Origin of the sequence: Aliiroseovarius lamellibrachiae (assembly GCF_018599245.1) — a bacterium.
Classification (GTDB): domain Bacteria; phylum Pseudomonadota; class Alphaproteobacteria; order Rhodobacterales; family Rhodobacteraceae; genus Aliiroseovarius; species Aliiroseovarius lamellibrachiae.
This window is the reverse complement of sequence record NZ_JAHEVJ010000009.1, coordinates 112,021-131,484: the sequence shown is the minus strand read 5'-3', so window position 1 is coordinate 131,484 and position 19,464 is coordinate 112,021. Positions and strand designations below refer to the sequence as shown.

The following is a 19,464-nucleotide window of genomic DNA, read 5'->3' as shown; positions in this document are numbered from 1 at the left end:
ACAGTCGTTGCGAACAACAATGGCTTTGAAAAAAGACCGATTCGTATGACGCCGAAATCACTTCATTCTTCAACGGGAGCGGATAAATTTCCGACAGCTCAAACCGCCAAGCCAATCAACGCAACGCCAAGCGCCATTAAGCCCGCAGCCAGAAGCCTGCGGAACCAGTTGCCCTCTCCCAAAAGAAAAAACCCAATCAGCGCCGCAAAAATAACCGATGTTTCGCGAAGGGCCGAAACCGCGCCCAATGGTGCAAAGTTTTTAGCGTAAAGAACCAATCCGTAAGCCGTCATCGAAACCATACCGCCGACCATTCCCAAGACCCAGGTCTTTGCCGGAAGCCTGCCTAAGTCAGCGCGGCGTCGCACGCCAATAAATCCAGCAATAAACAGGTGTAGAAACGCGCCCCAGGCCCAATAGCTCAGCGTGTTTCGCGACAGGCGCACCCCAACCCCATCGACCAAAGAATAGGCTGAGATACAGACCCCCGTTGCCAGTGCAAACCCAAGAGCCGCGCGCCCCACCCCTTGCCTCAAAGCTGACCAGCTTGAGATTTGAATGCCCACAGCAATCAATCCAATCCCAAACCAGGCTTGTGCGGGAAGCACCTCGCCAAGAAATAAAAGCGCCCACAACGAAACCAGCGCCGGCACAATCCCACGGGCAATCGGATAAACCACGCTCAGATCACCATGCCGGTATGCCTGCCCCAACATATAAAAGTAGCCAAAATGGATGATGGTCGACAGTCCGATGTAAAAAAAGGCCTCTGTCGGGGGCAGCGGGAAAATGGCGACCATTATGGCCCCGGGCACGGTGTGCCCAAGCGCGACGATGCCCAATGTTAACGTGCGGTCCCCCGCCGTTTTCACAATTGCATTCCACATGGCATGCAACATTGCCGCCGCGAGGATGATCAGGACTATACCGAGGCTCATGAGGATTCCTTAGATGGCAACATTTGTTTACGTTCGCGACCGCTAGTCGTCAGCGGCATCCATGTCTTCGATCAGGCGCGTTTCCAAAAGTTGCCCGTGTTTGTAGAGCAACGGATAGGCGACAGCGGCGATATGGCTGTTGAATTCACGCAGGGCGCGCAGGGTTTCAAGATGGATATCCGACGTTTCAAAGCTCTCTACCATTCCGGTTTGCAACCGTTTCAAGTGCCGCTTGCGACTGCGCCGTTCTGCGCGTTTTACCTCGGTCTTTTCCAAACTCAGAATGCGCGCGCTTTCCAAATCATCTGAAACCAAGACATTTGAAGCCAGTTTCAAATTGCTCAGGATGCATTCATGCAAACGTGTAAGCTCGGACCAACCATCTGCCGAAAACTGCGCCTCTGTACCCTGCAAATCTCGCGCCAAAACACAGAGCCGTTTGGCCACCACATCCCCTGCGGTTTCCAATCGAATTGCATATTCCATCATATCGCGTGCGGTCTTGGTTGCATCGCGGCCGAACTCTTCTGTGGGCATGGCCGCGACGAATTCCCGGATACCTGCAAGGCAGGCATTCACATCCTTATCCAAGGCCTGCACGGCGCGGATGCGATCCAGATCATTGTCGCGGTAAAGATCCAGCGCAGGGCGAAACATGACCTCGACCAGTTCAGACATACGCAGCAATTCCTGCTTCAAACTGGCGAGCGCTTGTGCCGACGACCCGATATTGTGAATATCAAGCGCCGAGGCCGGACGCGCGTCAAAGCCATTTCCCCCAGAGCGAAGCCGAGGGGCCGGCATAAATTGCGCCATCATTCGCGACAACCCAGAGCCGAAGGGAATGGCCAACAACACCAAAACAGCATTGAATGCGATATGGGCAAACACCAACATTTGCCCCGTTTCAGACAGCGCCAACGCACCGCTGCGCAAAAACACGTTGCCAATGAACAGCGCCGCAACCGCCCACACGCCACGCAATGCCAGATTGGCGTATGGGACACGGCGGGCCACCACATCCATATCTCGCGTCAACCACACCGGAATGAAGGCCGAGCCGAAATTTGCACCCAACACCAGTGACAGACCCGCGGAAAAAGGAATTGCCCCGATCTGTACCAGCGTCACACACATCAAGATCGCCGCAACCGACGAGTGCATAACGAATGCCAACGCGCCGCCAACAATAAACGCCGTCAGATAATCCTGCGCGAGATAGTCTGCGATGGCAGGTAAAAACGCGCTGTCGCGGATCGGATCCATCGCTTCACGCAGAAACCGAAGCGAAATCAAGATGAACGCAATCCCCATCAGGATCCGCCCTGCCTGTCGCAATTTGCGCTGTTCGACCTTCACAAATAGATAGCCACCAACGGCCAAAAGCACCGGCACCAGCCAATCCAGCCGGAAAGACAGGATTTGAATGACCAGCGCCGAGCCCAAGTCGCCGCCAAGAACGATCGCCAAAGCGGCTGGAAACTGTAAATATCCGGCCGTGACAAAACCCGTCGCCAGAAGCGCCACAGCTGCAGAGCTTTGTAAGACGATGGCAAGCCCCACCCCCGCGGCGGAGTTTGACAACGCGCCACGTTTGGCCGTCATCATCCGCTGAAAAGACGCGCCAAAGCTCCGTTCAATCCCGGTGCGCACCATGCGAACGGCAAACAGCAACAACATTGTGGCGCCGGCCAAGCTCAACAAAAAGCTTACAATTGCCATCAGCCCTGCACCATCTTTGGCATCACGACTTGTTTGGATTGTCTTGCGTGCTGCATTGGGTCTGTAAGCTTTCTCATGATTTGTTGCCTTTTGCGACGATCACTTCGATGCCCCAATCTGACAAGGCGGTCGCCATCGCACCCTCGGGCGCCTGATCTGTAATCACTTGCTTGACCCGCGTCGGGTGAACCCCACAATGCGGAGCCTGAGTGGAATACTTGTGGTGGTCCAAGCCAATCAACACCTGGTCGGCGCATTCACTGACCACTTCTGACAGGGCCGCCTCCACCGGTTTGGAAAACAAAAACCCACGCTTTTCTGACAGCGCATCAACGCTGAGCACCGCAATATCAAACGCAAACCTGCGCGCATGGCGTTCCGTCACGGACCCAAAGGTTCCGCGCTCATCGCTTTTCATTTCGCCGCCCAGAAAATGCACGCGGTTGCCATTGTGACTGACCAGGGTTTGCGCAACGCCAACCGAGTTGGTGACCACCGTAAGCCCCGCATGTTTGCGCAACTTCTCTGCAACAAAGGCGGTGGTTGAGCCGACATCCAAAAACACCGTCATCCCATCTTCGATGCGCTTCGACAGCGTTTTGGCGATCAGGCGTTTTTCATCAGCGTGCTGGGCAAGGCGGCTGAAAAAGCTGGGGTCGCCTGCCCCCCCCACCAGATATGCACCGCCGTGGACACGTTCGACCGTGCCAGCCTTTGCAAGCGATTTAATCACCCGGCGCACGGTCTCTTCTGAAACATCCAGTGATTTAGCAAGTTCGGCAGATCGCGCGGACCCACCCAGACGGCGCAGCGCATCCATCAGTTCAAGTTCGCGATGGGAATGGGTGGTATCGGTCACACGGGGCCTCTTTCGGTCAAACTATCAGTGATAACTCCACATAGACCCACATTAATGCAACTAAAATATGTATTTATCTACCAAAATGTGGGTGATTGGTGAAAATTCATCAAAACTCGTGAAATACAACTAGACCAGAGGAAGCGTATTTTCTATGAGGGATCTAACGCCAAGGGGGAATTGCGCCATGGGCAAAACGCAAAACGTGCTTTTCATCATCATTGACCAATTGCGTGCTGACTGTCTGGCCGGTGCATTGGCTGATCATGTCGACCTGCCGAACCTACGCGCTTTCATGCAAGACGCCGTGAGCTTTGATCGGCATTTTTCGGTGGTCAACCCTTGCGGACCCTCCCGCGCCTCGATCCTAACCGGGCAATATTCGATGAACCATCGGTCCGTGCGAAACGGCACGCCGCTGCGCCACGACACGCCCACGCTGCCCGGTGAAATGCGCAAGGCGGGTTATGAGCCGATGCTGTTTGGCTATACCGACACCTCGGCTGATCCGCGCGTGCATCATCCAAAAGACCCCGCCATGCAGACCTATGAATACCCGATGGCGGGATTTCATGAGATGGTTGAGATGCGTATGGAAATGTCATTCCCGTGGCGCTCGCACCTTTTAAACCACGGATATAAGTTTGAGCATTATTGGGAGGTTTATCGCCCGCACTCCCCCACCGGCGACACCCCAAAACTGAACGACCCAGCACTCTATAAGGCCGAACATAGCGACACGGCATTTTTGACAGATCAGTTTCTGGCCATCATGCCTGCATATGCCGAGGACAGCTGGTTTGCACATCTGACGTATATCCGCCCGCATCCCCCATTGGTGGCCCCTGCCCCGTATAATGACATGTATGCCCCCGGGGACATGCCCTTGCCCACGCGCCACACAAGCGCGACAAAAGACGCCGAGGTGCATCCCTTTTTTGGCCCCGCGCAAAAAACCGCCAGCGCCAGAGACTTTATCGTGGGTTTTCATGACCTTGCCGCGACAGATGAGACCATTCAAACCTTGCGCGCTGTGTATCTGGGGCTCGCAACAGAAGTCGATCATCACATCGGGCGCGTCCTGCAATTTCTCAAAGACAGTGGGCAATATGACAATACCATGGTTGTCATTACAGCAGATCACGGCGAAATGCTGGGCGATCATCACTTGTGGGGCAAATTTTCAATCTATGACGCGGCCTATCACACGCCCCTAATTATCAAGTTGCCAGGAAATGATGACCGGGCCGGGACGCGCATCTCGGCGCCAACCGAGTCAATTGACTTGACCCCCACCATTCTGGACTGGGTCGGCCACGAGATACCGAATGCGATGGACGGGCGGTCGCTTTTGCCACTTTTGACTGGACCTGTACCTGACACTTGGCGGCGTTATTCCTTTTCCGAACTGGATTTCGCCGACCCCACCGCTCCGACCGTTTGGGAAGTGGATCTGGGCACAAATCCCAGCACCTCCAACCTGTCGATCTTACGCGACAGCAGGTTCACATTGGTCGAGTTTGCGGCCGAAAGCTTGCCGCCATTGCTGTTCGATCACGAGGGCGTAGGTGAGATGGCAGACGTGAGCAAGGATTCGACGTTTGTCCCAGATCTAACCCGCCTCACCCGAGCAACGTTGCGCCACAGAATGCAAAATATGGATCACACACTTTCGATGGATGCGATCACCACATCCGGGCCGAAAACCCACCGCCGCCAGAGGTAACCCAAAGCCGGCTATAGGGTCTGCTCAAAAAATCTGACGCTGGTATCGCTGATATGGCACTCACGCACGCGGACCACCAATATCTTGCGGGGCGATGGCCACAGTTTTAACAATCGCAAAAATAGGCTGACCGACGGCCAGACCCATAGCCAATGCCGAACGGCGAGTGACACGGGCAAGCACTTTTCCAGCAGGCGTGGTCAAAGCGACAATTGCGCCAGGCCCGTCGCCGAGGCGAATGTCATTCACATGTCCGGGCATCACGTTCAAGGCTGACATTTCTTTTGGCACGTCACGCGCCAGAATAACGTCTTGTGCAGCGATCCGCAGCCGAAGGTTTTGACCGACCGGGTGGGGAATATGCGGAACAAACAACGACACGCCGCCCGCATTCAGTTCGGTCAACCCATCATCATGATGACGCGCGATCGTGGCGTGCAACACGGCCCCCACGGCGCGTGGACCTTGCGGGGAAAAACTCGGGTCACCCAACACATCTTCGGCCGGCCCAACGCGCATCAACTTGCCGTGGTCCAACGCAACCACTGTTGTCGCCAAGCGCGCCACTTCGGCCGGGGCGTGGCAGACGTAAAGGATCGGCAGCGCAACCTCATCGCGCAACCGTTCAAAATAAGGGAGGATCTCGGCCTTGCGCGCCTCATCCAAGGCGGCCAGCGGCTCATCCGCCAACAGCAATCTGGGTCGCGCCAACAACGCGCGGCCAATCGCAACGCGCTGTTTTTCCCCGCCAGACAACGTGCCGGGGCGGCGTGACAACAATGGGCCAATACCCAGCATCTCAACCACATGGTCAAAGCTGGCAACAGGCGCACGCGCACGGGCAAACCATTCGCCAAACGCAAGGTTCTGGCGCACGGTCAGATGAGGAAACAAGCGCGCTTCTTGAAACACATACCCAAGGCCGCGCTTATGCGGCGGCAGCCAAATATTTTGCGCCGTGTCACCAAGCACGTTCCCACCCACGACCACGCGCCCCTGATCAGGGTGCAGCAATCCGGCCACCGCATTGATCACACTGGTTTTGCCAGACCCCGACGCCCCGTAAAGCACGGTCAATCCCGCGGGGGCGTCAAAGCGGACATCCAGATTTGTTTCCCCGAATTGGTGGCGCAATGTCACATCGATCATGACCCACCCCCGATCCGCTTGCTGAGTTTTCGCGCCAATATTTCAGAGGTGATCAGTGCCGTCATCGCAATCATAATCGACACGACAACCAGCCGAAGGGCCGCCCCTTCCCCGCCCGGCACCTGCAAAAAGGAATAGATCGCGGATGGAAGTGTCTGGGTTTGCCCCGGGATATTGGACACAAACGTGATGGTCGCACCAAATTCGCCCATCGCTTTAGCAAAAGCGAGGATGGCCCCGGCCAGAATACCGGGCAAGATCATCGGTAAAGTGACTGTGGCAAAAACCCAGAACCGAGAGGCCCCCAATGTGGCAGCTGCTTGTTCAAGTTTTGGATCCACCGTTTCGATCGACAGGCGGATAGCACGAACCATAAGCGGAAAACCCATGATTGCGGCGGCCAGGGCAGCCCCGCTCCACCGAAACGCAAAGCTTATCCCAAGCACAGAAAGGGGCGCGCCAAGTGGGCCGTTGGGACCAAAGCCCACCAGCAACAGATACCCGGTTACAACAGGCGGCAGGACCAGTGGCAGATGCACCAAACCGTTCAGGACCTGCTTCCCCGCAAACTCACCCCGCGCCAAAAGATGGGCTACCAAAATGCCCGGAGGCAGGGAAAATACCGTCGCCCAAAACGCAACTTTCAGCGAAAGGCGCACGGCCTGCCATTCCTCGGGGCCCAACCAATCCACGCCTAATCCTCCAACACCTGAAACCCTTGTGCGCCAAAAATGGCGCGTGCGGGTTGGGATTGTAGATAGTTCAGAAAAGAAAGGGCACCGTTCGTCATGCGCCCCGTCACAACAGCCGCAGGATAGTGAATGGGGGGGTGGCTCATTTTTGGAAATTGGCCCAAGACCACAACACGAGGATCAGCGTGCGCGTCGCTGGCATAGACAATCCCAATTGGCGCGGCGCCCTGCGCAACCAATGCAAGGGCGGCGCGCACATTGTCCACCTGCGCGACTTTGGTTTGCACATCGTCCCACAACCCAAGCGATGTTAACGCCGCTTTTCCATAGATCCCCGCAGGCACCGCCTCGACCAGCGCCATCGCCAAACGCCCTGACCCCAGCAATTGCAAAAGATTGAGGTTTTCAGAGACTTCGACCTGCCCGCCCTCTCGTCCAATCAGAACCAGAGTATTTCCAACCAAATCCACGCGGCTTTCACCTGAAATCCGTCCGGCGTTTTCCAAGTGGTCCATCCAGTCGGAGTTCGCAGAGATAAACACATCCGCGGGCGCCCCATATTCGATTTGGCGGGCCAATACCGAAGAGCCTGCGACCGACAAAGTTACATCAATTCCAGAAGCCTTTTCGAAATCATCGATGATTTTCTCCAGCGCGGTCTTCATGCTGGCCGCAGCAAAAACCGTAACCTGCTCCGCCTGGGCAGGGGCGACCTGCGGCCCCATCATAACCGCAACGATTAGAACACAAAGAAGCCGCTTGAACATGTGCAGACATTGACCCGTTTGCCCCAGAACAACAAGAGACAATTCCCGCAAACCCGCGACGGACGGATGGGCTGGCCCCCAAGTTGATCACCACATATGGGCCCGCGCATTTGCCTTTCTAGGCAAGGCCCAAATCCGTAAGGATTTGGGCGAACGTTTTTACGAAAACCTAACCTCCGCAGTTTTGGCCGACCCCAGATACCCAGTGTCCGGCCCAAACGGAAAACGCATTGTGGCGGCATAAAAACTCGGGCGAACCTGATTTGGCGACACCGGGGCGTGACGGTAAATTGAATGGACTGGATCGCGGAGTGGATACAGTACGGCGCTACACCTGCAGCGACACCCACAGCACCTTGGCATCTTCTTCGCCGGTTGAAACGCAGCCATGCCCCATACCACTGTCGTAATACACGGAATCCCCCGCTTTCATATTGAGCGGACGATAATGTTCGGTGTGCAGCGTCAGCTCGCCTGAAATTACGAACATAAATTCCTCACCACTATGGCGCACCCAGTTTTCAAACTCTGCCACCTCACGGGCTTTGATTGTCGAGATATAGGGCACCATGCGCTTTGACGTCAGCTCATTGCACAACAACTCATGGTCATAGGTCTGGGTTTCTTTATGCTCGCCAAGCCCGGAGGGCGTAAAGTCGCGGCGCCCGGAAATGTCTGATTTCGCGGATTGCACAAAAAGCTGCGGCGTTTCCAGATTCAGGGTTTGCATCAGGCGGCGGATGATATCAAAACTGGGGCGGGTTTGGTTGTTTTCGATCTTGGAAAGCGTCGAGCGCCCGATGCCCGCACTCCCAGCCGCTTCTTCCAAAGTCAGACCCATATCCTTACGCGCTTCGCGAATCATTTTTCCCAAAACTTCCCCATCAGGGGCCTCGGTCCCCTCTGCAATCGGGGTGTTTTCCTCATGAGGAACCCATTCCATCACCGCGTTTCTCCCTGTTTTCTTATAGCTTATCCACGCTTCCTACATATGTCAAAATCCCTATATATAGACAAATGTTGCCTATAGTGGATTTGTTTCCTATAAGGGAATTGTGCCTTATAACGTAACGGCAAGACGCCGCTCTTGGACCCGATTGCGACAGGCACACAGATAATATTGCGCCAAATGGCAAGTCTTGTTTGGCGCAGAGGTGAAGAACGCGTGGGGAGGAAACCATGGAAGCGCTTAACAATATCGTAGGGGCCATTAATGGCGTCGTTTGGGGATGGCCAATGCTCATCCTTATTTTGGGAGTGGGCCTGTTTTTGCAGGTCTTTTTGAAATTCATGCCAATCCTGCGGGTCGGCACAGGCTTTAAGTTGTTGTTTGAAGGTCGCGAAAACCAAGGCGAAGGGCAAATCAGCCCGTTCAACGCGTTGATGACATCGCTGTCCGCCACCATCGGCACCGGGAACATCGCAGGCGTTGCAACGGCTGTCTTCCTTGGTGGCCCCGGCGCGCTTTTCTGGATGTGGATGACCGCCCTTGTGGGGATGGCCACCAAATATGCCGAGGCCGTTTTGGCGGTGAAATACCGTGAAACAGACGAGCTGGGCAACTATGTTGGCGGTCCGATGTATTACATCAAAAACGGTCTTGGACCCAAGTGGTACTGGCTGGCGCCCGCCTTTGCCCTGTTTGGAGCAATCGCAGCATTCGGCATCGGGAACGGGGTTCAGGCCAATGGCGTGGCACAGGTGCTCGACAGCAACTTTGGCATCAACACCTCTGTGACCGGCGTGATCTTGATGGTTCTGACCGCCGCAGTAATCTTGGGTGGCATTTCGCGCATTGGCGCTGTTGCCGGTAAACTGGTGCCCTTTATGGCCGTCAGCTATATCCTCGCGGGCCTGTTGGTTCTGTTGATCAACGCAAGCGAGATTGGCAACGCGATCTCTATGGTCTTCACCTATGCTTTCACCCCGTCGGCTGCGACCGGTGGATTTGCAGGTGCGGCGGTCATGGCAGCAATCCGTTTTGGTGTGGCACGCGGCGTGTTCTCAAACGAAGCGGGTCTGGGGTCTGCGCCGATTGCACACGCAGCAGCCTCAAATGACAGCCCTGTAAATCAAGGCCTGGTTGCGATGCTGGGCACCTTTATCGACACGATCATCGTATGTTCGATTACCGGCCTTGCCATCATCTCGTCCGGCGCGTGGACATCTGGCGAAAGTGGTGCGGCCTTGACTTCGCTGGCGTTTGAAACATCCTTGCCCGGTATTGGCGGGTCGCTGATCGCCATCTCGCTGTCGATCTTTGCCTTCACCACCATTCTTGGCTGGTCGTTTTATGGCGAGAAATGCGTCGGCTTCTTCTTCGGTGCAAAAGCGTTGATGCCGTACCGGATCCTGTGGATCGTGGCGATTTACTTTGGCGCCACCGCTGATCTGGGCTTCATCTGGTTGCTGGCGGATACGCTGAACGCAATGATGGCGATCCCGAACCTGATCGCTTTGGCACTGCTCAGCCCAATTGTTGGGAAACTGACCAAAGAATACTTTGCCAAACGCAGCGCGGCACAAGCAGCCGAATAAACAAACCTGGGGGCCGGCACCCGGCCCCCTTCCCTCTTATTTTACCGGAGATGTCAGATGGCTAAAAAAATCCTGCTGACGATTGACCACACCGATGACCGCTCGTGGAAGAAGGCGCTTCCATATGCATTGGAACAGGCCAAGTTTTACGGCGCCGAGCTTCACGTTGTTGAAGTTGTTCCTGAAATCATCAAATTGCCGAACCTGCCTGAAGGCTACGGGTCGGGCGCAAAAGAATATGTGCGCGGCAAGGTCAACGCGATTTTGGCCGCTGGCGGAGCCGCCGATGTGACGGTGCATATCCCAGAGGGCAGCGTGTATCGCGAAATTTTGAAATTGGCCCACAAAAGCGGCGTTGACTTGATTATTATCGCCTCAAACAAAGGCGAATTCCCCAATTATGAAATTGGCCCAAATCTGGCCCGTGTGGTGCGCAATGCACATTGCACTGTCACCGTGGTCCGCGACTAATCTAAGAGAAAGGCAATCTAATGACCGATGCCCCCAAACGCACCCCGCTTTATGATCTGCACGTCGAACTTGGCGGAAAAATTGTTGATTTTGCTGGCTGGGACATGCCCGTTCAATACCCGCTGGGGATTATGGGCGAGCATAAGCAATGCCGCGAAAAGGCCGCGCTTTTTGATGTCAGCCACATGGGTCAGGTGATCCTCAAGGGCGACAATGTGGGCGAAAAACTCGAAGCGTTGTGCCCCCAGGCATTTGCCGCTCTGAAAGAGGGCAAGGCACGTTACGGGTTCTTCACAAATGACGCCGGCGGCATCATGGATGACCTGATTGTCTCAAACGCAGGCGACCATTTCTTTGTCGTCGTCAACGCCTCGATGCGCCATCAGGACATCCCGCATATGGCGGCCAACCTGGACGGCGTCGAAGTCACCGAGATTTTCGACCGCGCGTTGGTTGCCGTTCAAGGGCCCGCCGCCGAAAACGTCGTTGGCACCCTTTGCCCTGCCGCGCGTGAATTGAAATTCATGGAAACCACACTGGCGGATATCAACGGTGTCGAATGCCGCATTTCGCGTCTGGGCTACACCGGCGAAGACGGCTACGAAATTTCGATCCCCGAGGCCAACGCCGAAGAGATTGCCCGCGCGTTTCTGGCCCATGAAGATTGCGAAGCCGCTGGCCTTGGCGCCCGCGACAGTCTGCGACTTGAGGCCGGTCTTTGCCTTTATGGCAACGACATCGACGACACAACCTCGCCGATCGAAGGGTCACTGATCTGGGCCATTCAGAAACGCCGCCGCGAAGATGGCGGTTTCCCTGGGGCGGCCCGCATCCAACGTGAAATCGCCGAAGGCGCCGCCAAGAAACTGGTTGGCATCAAGCCCGTTGGCCGCGCCCCGGCCCGTGCGCATGTTGAAATTCAATGCGCTGAGGGCAACACCATCGGCGAGATCACATCCGGCGGCTTTGGCCCAACGGTTGGCGGCCCCGTCGCAATGGGCTACGTTGCCAAGGGCCACGGGGAACCGGGCGAGCAAGTGAACCTGATCATTCGCGGCAAGGCACAACCAGCAGAGATTGTTGCCCTGCCCTTCGTCAAACAAAACTACAAACGCTAAACGTAAGGAATGTCATCATGACCACCTATTATTCCGAAGAGCATGAATGGATCACCGTCGAGGGCGACATCGCCACCGTCGGCATCACACAACACGCGGCAGACCAGCTGGGTGAAGTGGTTTTCATCGAGCAAAAAGAAGCAGACGATGAATTTGAAAAAGGCGATGAGATTGGTGTGATCGAGTCGGTAAAAGCCGCATCGGAGATTTACGCCCCGGTTGATGGTGTTGTGGTTGAAGCCAATGACACACTCGAAGGTGCTCCCGGCTCGCTGAACGAAAGCCCCGAGGCCGACGCCTGGATCTACAAGGTCAAATTGTCGAACCCCTCACAGCTTGAGGATCTGATGGATCTTGACGCGTACAAAGCGTTCATCGGCTAATCGACCCCCTAACTTAACTCCCGTCGGCGGCCCCTGCCCCGGCGGGACGGTGCCCCCCGCAAAAGGATCTGAACATGGCGTTCAAACTGACCGACTACGAAGCTTATGATTTCGCCAACCGCCGCCACATTGGCCCCTCGCCGCAAGAAATGGCCGAGATGCTCAAGGTGATCGGGTTCAAAACACTCGACGAATTGATCGATGCCACTGTTCCCCCAGCTATTCGCCAAGACGAATCCCTGGACTGGGGCGAAGCGATGACCGAACGCGATGCGCTTTTCCACATGAAGGAAATCGCCGCGAAAAACGAAGTGCTGACCTCGTTGATTGGTCAAGGCTACTACGGCACCACCACACCTGCGCCGATCCTGCGCAACATTCTGGAAAATCCGGCGTGGTACACGGCTTACACGCCCTACCAGCCAGAAATTTCCCAAGGTCGTTTGGAAGCCCTTCTGAACTTCCAAACCATGGTTTCTGATTTCACCGGCCTGCCCGTTTCAAACGCCTCGCTTCTGGACGAAGCAACCGCGGCGGCCGAAGCAATGGCAATGGCCAAACGCGCTGGCAAATCAAAGTCAAATGCATCGTCGTTTTTCGTCGACCAAAACTGTCACGCCCAAACCATCGCCGTGATCAAAACCCGCGCAAAGCCGCTGGGTGTTGAAGTTACGGTTGCTGATCCATCCGAGCTGGAGCCCGGTGCGTATTTTGGTGCTATTTTCCAATACCCCGGCACATACGGCCATGTTCGTGATTATACCGCTGAAATCGCCGCGATGCATGAACACAAAGGCATTGCCATTGTCGCCGCTGACATTCTGGCGCTGGCCCTGTTGAAATCCCCGGGCGAAATGGGCGCCGATATTGCCATCGGTTCGACCCAGCGTTTCGGTGTTCCGATGGGCTTTGGTGGTCCACACGCCGCTTATATGGCAACCACCGACAAGCTGAAACGCTCGATGCCTGGACGGATTATTGGCGTGTCGATCGACAGCCGTGGCAACAAAGCGTACCGTTTGGCGCTGCAAACCCGCGAACAGCACATCCGCCGTGAAAAAGCCAACTCTAACGTCTGCACCGCACAGGCTTTGCTGGCGGTTATGGCGTCTATGTATGCTGTTTATCATGGTCCTGACGGCATCAAAGCAATTGCCCAATCGGTGCACCGCAAAACCTCTCGCCTTGCTGCTGGTTTGGAAGAAGCTGGCTTTAAAGTCTCGCCAGAGGTGTTCTTTGACACCATCACCGTCGAGGTTGGCCCACTGCAGAAAACCGTTATGGAAGCGGCTGTGGCGCGCGGTGTGAACCTGCGCAAAGTCGGCGACGATCACATCGGTATCTCGCTGGATGAACAAACCCGCGCCGAGACCATCGAGGCAGTTTGGGGCGCCTTTGGCATCGACAAAAAAGACGATAGCGTGAAAAACCGCGCCTATCGCCTGCCCGATTATGCGCTGCGCGAAAGTGAATATCTGACCCACCCGATTTTCCACAAAAACCGGGCTGAGGCCGAGATGACCCGTTATATGCGTCGTCTTGCAGACCGCGATCTGGCGCTTGACCGCGCAATGATCCCGCTTGGGTCCTGCACCATGAAACTGAACGCGACGGTTGAGATGATCCCGGTCACATGGCCAGAATTTGCCAACCTGCACCCGTTTGTTCCTGTGGATCAGGCTGCTGGTTATTACGAGATGATTGACGATCTCAGCGACAAGCTGTGTCAAATCACTGGCTATGATGCGATTTCAATGCAACCAAACTCGGGCGCGCAGGGTGAATATGCCGGTCTGTTGACGATCAGCAACTACCACGCCAGCCGTGGCGAAGGGCATCGGAATGTCTGTCTGATCCCAACCTCAGCCCACGGGACCAACCCCGCGTCGGCGCATATGGTTGGGTATCAAGTGGTCCCGGTGAAGGCGGATGAGGATGGCAACATCGACATCGCAGACTTCACTGAAAAAGCCGTGAAGCATTCGGACAATCTGGCCGCCTGCATGATCACCTATCCATCGACCCACGGCGTATTTGAAGAAACCGTGCAAGAGGTTTGCAAGATCACTCATGATCACGGCGGTCAGGTTTACATCGATGGCGCCAATATGAACGCGATGGTGGGCCTTGCACAGCCGGGAAAAATCGGCGGAGACGTCAGCCACCTGAACCTGCACAAAACCTTTTGCATTCCACACGGCGGGGGCGGCCCCGGCATGGGTCCGATCGGTGTACGTGCGCATCTTGAAGCACATTTGCCCGGTCACCCAGAGCTGAACCAAGCAATTGGTCCGGTATCAGCCGCGCCCTTTGGCTCGCCTTCAATCCTTCCCGTATCTTGGGCTTATGTGCTCTTGATGGGGGGCGCTGGCCTGACCCAAGCAACCAAAGTTGCGATCCTGAACGCCAACTATATTGCGGCCCGTTTGAAAGATGCTTTCCCCGTGCTTTACACGTCCAAAACCGGTCGTGTTGCGCATGAATGCATCTTGGACACGCGTCCCTTGGACGAGGCTGCTCATGTGTCGGTGGACGATATTGCCAAGCGCTTGGTCGACAGCGGGTTCCACGCCCCAACCATGTCTTGGCCTGTGGCTGGCACCTTGATGGTCGAGCCGACAGAATCGGAGCCCAAGGATGAGCTGGATCGCTTCTGCGACGCCATGCTGTCGATCCGTGCAGAGGCGCAGGACATCATCGACGGCAAAATTGACGCCGAAAACAACCCACTTAAGAACGCCCCCCACACGGTGCGCGATCTGGTGGGTGATTGGGACCGTCCCTACACCCGCGAAGAGGCCTGCTTCCCAGCCGGTTCCTTGGGCGTGGACAAATATTGGTCTCCGGTTAATCGCGTCGACAATGCCTACGGCGACCGGAATCTCGTCTGCACCTGTCCTCCGATGGAGGACTACGAGGACGCAGCTGAGTAAATCATAAACCCCTCCCCCGCCGGCTCGCTGGCGGGGGTCTTCCTGCAGGAGACATTCCATGAACCAGTTTTCTCCCGCCGCTGCGGCCCACAACTCTGCATTGCCCATCCTGCGCGACCAGATTTTGGTACAGCATGTAAATATCATCATTCCTGAAGGCGCCAGTTCGGCCAACGCCCAGATGTTTATTGACATATTCGCCGCCGCCAATGAGCTCGTCGGCGATGCCCGTTATGTGGTCGAAACCCATAGCCTGCCGGAGAGTCATTCCAGTGATCCGCTGTATTGGCGCGAACGTTGCGTCCTGTTTTTGGGGGATATCCGCTCGAGATGGTCATTTTCGCGCGAAGAACGCGCCCGAGCGCAACAGATTCTGCGGCTGTCCAGGCGTAGCATCTTGGTCGGTGGCGCCATTTTTCTGGTGTGTCAGTCAGGACAATCCATGGACCTGCCCCTCGCGATCCATCCCAACTTCATCGCGGCCGCGGAGGAGGAAGGGCTGACCTGTGACAATGATGGTCGTAAATTCTCCTCATCAGACCGAATTGACAGCGCCATCAGCAGTTTTGCGGCGCTGAACCTGATCCTCGACCAATTCGCCCGCCAACATGGCGAATATGTGGTCGGCGCCTTACGGGATTACATTGGTTTAGACACCGGCGTTGAGCGTTCGCAAAGCAAATTTGCCCTCGCCATTCGACAGAAATCCGGCGGGGATCGGTTGGTTTGTGCGGCATTAGAGACAATGATGAGCGAGTTGGAGCAACCTCTCGCCATTGAAGAATTGGCTGATCGCCACCGCATTTCATCGCGCCAACTGCAACGGCGATTTATGGATCTAACGGGTGAAACGCCGCTGGCTGTGTATCGCAATTTGCGGTTAGAGCGCGCGTATCAATTGATCACGCTGACCAGCATGTCGCTGCGCGAAATCTCGATTGCAACCGGGTTTGGGGCAACATCGAACCTGACACGATGGTTTAAAACGGTCTATGAAAAGACCCCCTGCATGCTGCGTCAAACGTCATACACCTGTACCGCTGCCTAAAAACTGGTCTCTAACACGCGGAATAGAGACCAATTTCCCCTTAAACACCATCAAACAACTCTGGCTCCAGATCGCTCCAGAAAACAAATATGGCTTCTGCATTTAATGCAGAGGTCCACCCATGCCGCTCAAAATCATCCCGCGCATCCGGATCCGCAAGCTGACCCATAAACAAACGCCGGTCGGCATCTTTTTGCGTGGGGCTGCGGCTGGAAACAAGGCCCAACACCTTCCCCAACATTGCGGCTCGGCGACGCGTCTCGGGCGTCATAACACGCCCCCCCTGCCCCGCCTCGGCCGGTTGATAATCTTCAGAGATCGCAGCCGACAGATACTTCACCGGGCTCTTCACGCCATCGCGAGTTTCAACCAAATCCACCTTTTCGGACACATAGCTATCACCATGCTGGGCGATCCACTGGCGCGCCAACCTGTCGCTTACGCCAAGCTTGACCAAGCGCCCATAGGTTTTGGTGGTTCGAAGCCCTTCGCCGTCATCCATATCCAGAATTGTCAGCTGAGGATTGCGCTCGATCAAAAACCGAATATCCGTGACCGAACGACCCATTTTCCGCGTTTCCGGCGTTACGATAATATCACTGACTTTGTTCACTTCGGCCACTGCGGGCTTGATGATTTTCGCGTTAAGATGCTTGAAGCTCTTATAGTATTCGCTGTCATCCACCCCCATTAAGCGGCGAAAAATCTCCAACGACCACCACCCGGTTGACCCGGTATTAATAAAGCGAAAACAGTTTTCATACAGCGCAAGAGCATGCCCGCCCGTAAATTGGCGTTGGATATTCAAGTTGATAAGCGCAAAAACCTTTGGGTCATGAAGCTTCTCTGCGAGCGCCGGAGAATAAGCATATTCACAGATCCCCCCCTTCAGCTTCGCATATGACAGCAATGCCGACACCCCCCACTCTTGGCGCCCCGCGGCATCCAGCATATCCCATTCTGCAACAGTCTCTGCCAGCCCGCGCAGCGACGCCTTCAGCGTGTCAAAATCGTTCGAGTTATACCCAATCATCGTACACAGGGTGCGTGCATCAATCCGGTGGCTGGGTTGGGTGGTCAACGTGTCATATGCGTTTAACAACAGCACGTTTGACAACTTACGTTGCAGCAAAGACAACTTGCCAGAAACGTGGATCGCTGCAACGTTCTTTTTGACGCTCTCGCGCCGCAACGCGCCGGTAAGGCGTTTATTGGGAATCGGGTCCATTCTGCTCGACCTCTGTTAAGTAGTCAGACAATCGCATGTAAGGGACCCACATTCAAGGCACAGTAAGGTTCCTAACGCGCAAGAATTCCTTACCGGAGACAGGTGCCTCAAGAAGCTAAAGGGGCCCAGATACAGGAAGGGGCCCGACCAAATAGACAAAGTTATCCCCAATTTGGGCCAGTTATCCCAAGTTACCGGACTCTGGCACCCTGTTTACCGCGAATCGGAGTCCTTCACCCCGCATCAAGACACCCTACGCCCCGTTTTCAGGCACCCATCCACCTGTATACGGGTCCCCAAGTTGCGGTAACTCATTGTTTTACATCCGGTATTCACACACAAAGATCTTAAAGATCCTAAAAATAAAAAAGCTTAGCTGTGGCCTATATTTATGGTTTCGTCGCGAAACTCCGCAGAAAGTCAGTGTCATGTTTCATTTGCCAACATGATGTGAGATGGTTTACCTAATAACTACAAAAACAGCGCACATATTGGGAAACCCATGGCAAGAGCAGCTCAGACCCCACCCCCGCCCTACTTTAATATTAATCCAGAGGAAGCCGCAAAGAAACTTTCCGACCCAATCAACACGGCACGATTCGCAAAGGCAGCGAGCTTCGCAGCGCGCGGTCGCGATGACTTGGCCAAGCGCGGTTATGCCCCGGACGGTCGCAAGCGCCTAAGACGTTTTTCCGTCTGGGAGATTTGCAAGTATCTTATCCCGGTGGCAGCCGCCCATTTCAGACGCGTCCTAAAGCAGAATCCAGATCTTCCCCAAGGCGAAGGCGAAGGTGGATCAAAATGGTTTACGTTAGACGACGTTCTAAAACTTCGTGACTATTTCGCGGCAGAGGGTGTTGCCACCCGTGAATACCGTCCCTGGCGACCAGAAGGTTTGGACGCAAAAGTAATTGCTGTGGCCAACTTTAAAGGCGGTGTCGGCAAAACATCGACGGCAGCACACTTGGCGATGTCAGCCGCGCTAGATGGGTATAAAGTTCTCGTTATTGACCTCGACAGTCAGGGGTCCATGACGTCTATTATGGGCGGCCAAGTTGAGGATGAATGGCAAACCGCCTTCCCGCTTATGGCAAAGCATTACGCCCAGTTTCTAGAGAAAGAAAACAGGGTGCGGTCCGCCGCAGGTCAGCCCCCCCTGCCGCTAGATGAAACGCTTAAAGAAGCATTGGATTTTGATGCAAAGCGCGTCATTCAACCGACCCATTGGCCCAACATTGATTTGATCGGTGCCCAGCTTAACCTGTACTGGGCTGAATTCCAGGTGCCTGTCTGGCGAATGCAACTGCGATCTTGGCCACTTTGGGATGCTTTGACCGGGTTTATGGAAACCGAGGGCCTGCTAGATGACTACGACATCATCCTGCTGGATACGCCACCTGCTCTCGGATATCTGACCATCAACGCCCTCGCAGCGGCAGATATTTTGCTAATTCCACTAGGGGCATCATTCTTGGAATTCGACTCTACAGGCCGGTTTTTTGACATGTTGTACTCGACGTTTGCCTCGATCGAAGAGGGGGAAAACACCTTGAGGCGGCAGCATGGATTGGACGAAATAAGGTTTGAATGGGACGCCGTCCGCGCGCTCATTACGCGGTTCGATGCCGCGCAACAGACAGACCTTGCGAATGTAATCCAAGCGTATTTTGGCGACTTTATGACGACATACCGTCAGGAAGTGACCGCCATGGTTGGCCAAGCCGGCGAGCAAGTGAACGGCATTTACGAAGCGGATTACCGCGAATTTAACCGCGACACCTATGTCCGAGGCCGGGAAACATTTGACAGAACCTGGGCTGAGGTGAAGGAGATTGTGCTGGGATGCTGGTGGCGTGATCTTCAGATGGTAGATGCAGAGAAGGAGGCATAAG

Annotated in this window: 16 protein-coding genes; 8 read left to right on the top strand and 8 right to left on the bottom strand. The window is 55.2% G+C overall.

The features are described from left to right. Window positions 1-98: 98 nt before the first annotated feature. The 3 genes from KKW20_RS15245 to KKW20_RS15235 form a co-directional block, all read right to left on the bottom strand. The gene (locus tag KKW20_RS15245) at window positions 99-938 is read right to left on the bottom strand and encodes an EamA family transporter (RefSeq protein WP_214568770.1); all 840 of its coding nucleotides are present in this window, start codon (window positions 936-938) and stop codon (window positions 99-101) included. A gap of 42 nt (window positions 939-980) precedes the next feature. Next, the gene (locus KKW20_RS15240) at window positions 981-2,660 is read right to left on the bottom strand and encodes a Na/Pi cotransporter family protein (RefSeq protein WP_214568769.1); all 1,680 of its coding nucleotides are present in this window, start codon (window positions 2,658-2,660) and stop codon (window positions 981-983) included. Window positions 2,661-2,733: 73 nt separating this feature from the next. Beyond that, window positions 2,734-3,519 carry a DeoR/GlpR family DNA-binding transcription regulator gene (locus KKW20_RS15235; protein ID WP_343207602.1) on the bottom strand — a complete coding sequence of 262 codons (786 nt, stop codon included), beginning with the start codon at window positions 3,517-3,519 and terminating at the stop codon, window positions 2,734-2,736. A gap of 187 nt (window positions 3,520-3,706) precedes the next feature. On the opposite strand from KKW20_RS15235, the gene KKW20_RS15230 reads away from it, so the two are divergent. Next, window positions 3,707-5,245, top strand: a complete 1,539-nt coding sequence (locus tag KKW20_RS15230) for a sulfatase-like hydrolase/transferase (RefSeq protein ID WP_214568768.1) — start codon at window positions 3,707-3,709, stop codon at window positions 5,243-5,245. 60 nt (window positions 5,246-5,305) lie between these two features. On the opposite strand, the gene modC is transcribed toward KKW20_RS15230, so the two are convergent. The 4 genes from modC to KKW20_RS15210 all read right to left on the bottom strand — a co-directional run bounded on the left by modC (window position 5,306) and on the right by KKW20_RS15210 (window position 8,796). Then, window positions 5,306-6,394 carry a molybdenum ABC transporter ATP-binding protein gene (gene modC / locus KKW20_RS15225; RefSeq protein ID WP_214568767.1) on the bottom strand — a complete coding sequence of 363 codons (1,089 nt, stop codon included), beginning with the start codon at window positions 6,392-6,394 and terminating at the stop codon, window positions 5,306-5,308. Further along, window positions 6,391-7,086 carry a molybdate ABC transporter permease subunit gene (gene modB / locus KKW20_RS15220; protein WP_214568766.1) on the bottom strand — a complete coding sequence of 232 codons (696 nt, stop codon included), beginning with the start codon at window positions 7,084-7,086 and terminating at the stop codon, window positions 6,391-6,393. The genes modC and modB overlap by 4 nt, the downstream gene beginning before the upstream one ends. A gap of 2 nt (window positions 7,087-7,088) precedes the next feature. Next, the gene (modA, locus tag KKW20_RS15215; protein WP_214568765.1) at window positions 7,089-7,853 is read right to left on the bottom strand and encodes a molybdate ABC transporter substrate-binding protein; all 765 of its coding nucleotides are present in this window, start codon (window positions 7,851-7,853) and stop codon (window positions 7,089-7,091) included. A 328-nt stretch (window positions 7,854-8,181) separates the two neighbouring features. Next, window positions 8,182-8,796, bottom strand: coding sequence for a helix-turn-helix domain-containing protein (locus KKW20_RS15210; protein ID WP_246534632.1), 615 nt, complete (start codon window positions 8,794-8,796; stop codon window positions 8,182-8,184). A 236-nt stretch (window positions 8,797-9,032) separates the two neighbouring features. Here KKW20_RS15210 and KKW20_RS15205 point away from each other — a divergent pair, with 236 nt between their 5' ends. The 6 genes from KKW20_RS15205 to KKW20_RS15180 all read left to right on the top strand — a co-directional run bounded on the left by KKW20_RS15205 (window position 9,033) and on the right by KKW20_RS15180 (window position 16,344). Continuing rightward, the gene (locus tag KKW20_RS15205) at window positions 9,033-10,391 is read left to right on the top strand and encodes an alanine/glycine:cation symporter family protein (RefSeq protein WP_214568764.1); all 1,359 of its coding nucleotides are present in this window, start codon (window positions 9,033-9,035) and stop codon (window positions 10,389-10,391) included. Between the two features lie 57 nt (window positions 10,392-10,448). After that, window positions 10,449-10,862: a universal stress protein gene (locus tag KKW20_RS15200; RefSeq protein WP_214568763.1), complete on the top strand. Its 414-nt coding sequence runs from the start codon at window positions 10,449-10,451 to the stop codon at window positions 10,860-10,862. Between the two features lie 20 nt (window positions 10,863-10,882). Next, on the top strand, window positions 10,883-11,980 hold the full coding sequence (gcvT, locus tag KKW20_RS15195; RefSeq protein WP_214568762.1) for a glycine cleavage system aminomethyltransferase GcvT: 1,098 nt from the start codon (window positions 10,883-10,885) through the stop codon (window positions 11,978-11,980). A 17-nt stretch (window positions 11,981-11,997) separates the two neighbouring features. Further along, the gene (gene gcvH / locus KKW20_RS15190) at window positions 11,998-12,363 is read left to right on the top strand and encodes a glycine cleavage system protein GcvH (protein WP_214568761.1); all 366 of its coding nucleotides are present in this window, start codon (window positions 11,998-12,000) and stop codon (window positions 12,361-12,363) included. A gap of 74 nt (window positions 12,364-12,437) precedes the next feature. Next, window positions 12,438-15,296 carry an aminomethyl-transferring glycine dehydrogenase gene (gene gcvP / locus KKW20_RS15185; protein WP_214568760.1) on the top strand — a complete coding sequence of 953 codons (2,859 nt, stop codon included), beginning with the start codon at window positions 12,438-12,440 and terminating at the stop codon, window positions 15,294-15,296. A 58-nt stretch (window positions 15,297-15,354) separates the two neighbouring features. Continuing rightward, a complete protein-coding gene (locus KKW20_RS15180; RefSeq protein WP_214568759.1) occupies window positions 15,355-16,344 on the top strand; it encodes a helix-turn-helix domain-containing protein in 990 nt (329 codons plus the stop codon). A gap of 40 nt (window positions 16,345-16,384) precedes the next feature. Here the strand turns inward: KKW20_RS15180 and KKW20_RS15175 are convergent, their stop codons facing one another. Further along, window positions 16,385-17,572, bottom strand: coding sequence for a replication initiation protein (locus KKW20_RS15175; protein WP_214568758.1), 1,188 nt, complete (start codon window positions 17,570-17,572; stop codon window positions 16,385-16,387). A gap of 502 nt (window positions 17,573-18,074) precedes the next feature. On the opposite strand from KKW20_RS15175, the gene KKW20_RS15170 reads away from it, so the two are divergent. After that, entirely contained in the window at window positions 18,075-19,463 is a 1,389-nt protein-coding gene (locus tag KKW20_RS15170) for an AAA family ATPase (RefSeq protein WP_214568757.1), read from the top strand. The last annotated feature ends 1 nt before the right edge of the window (window position 19,464 follow it).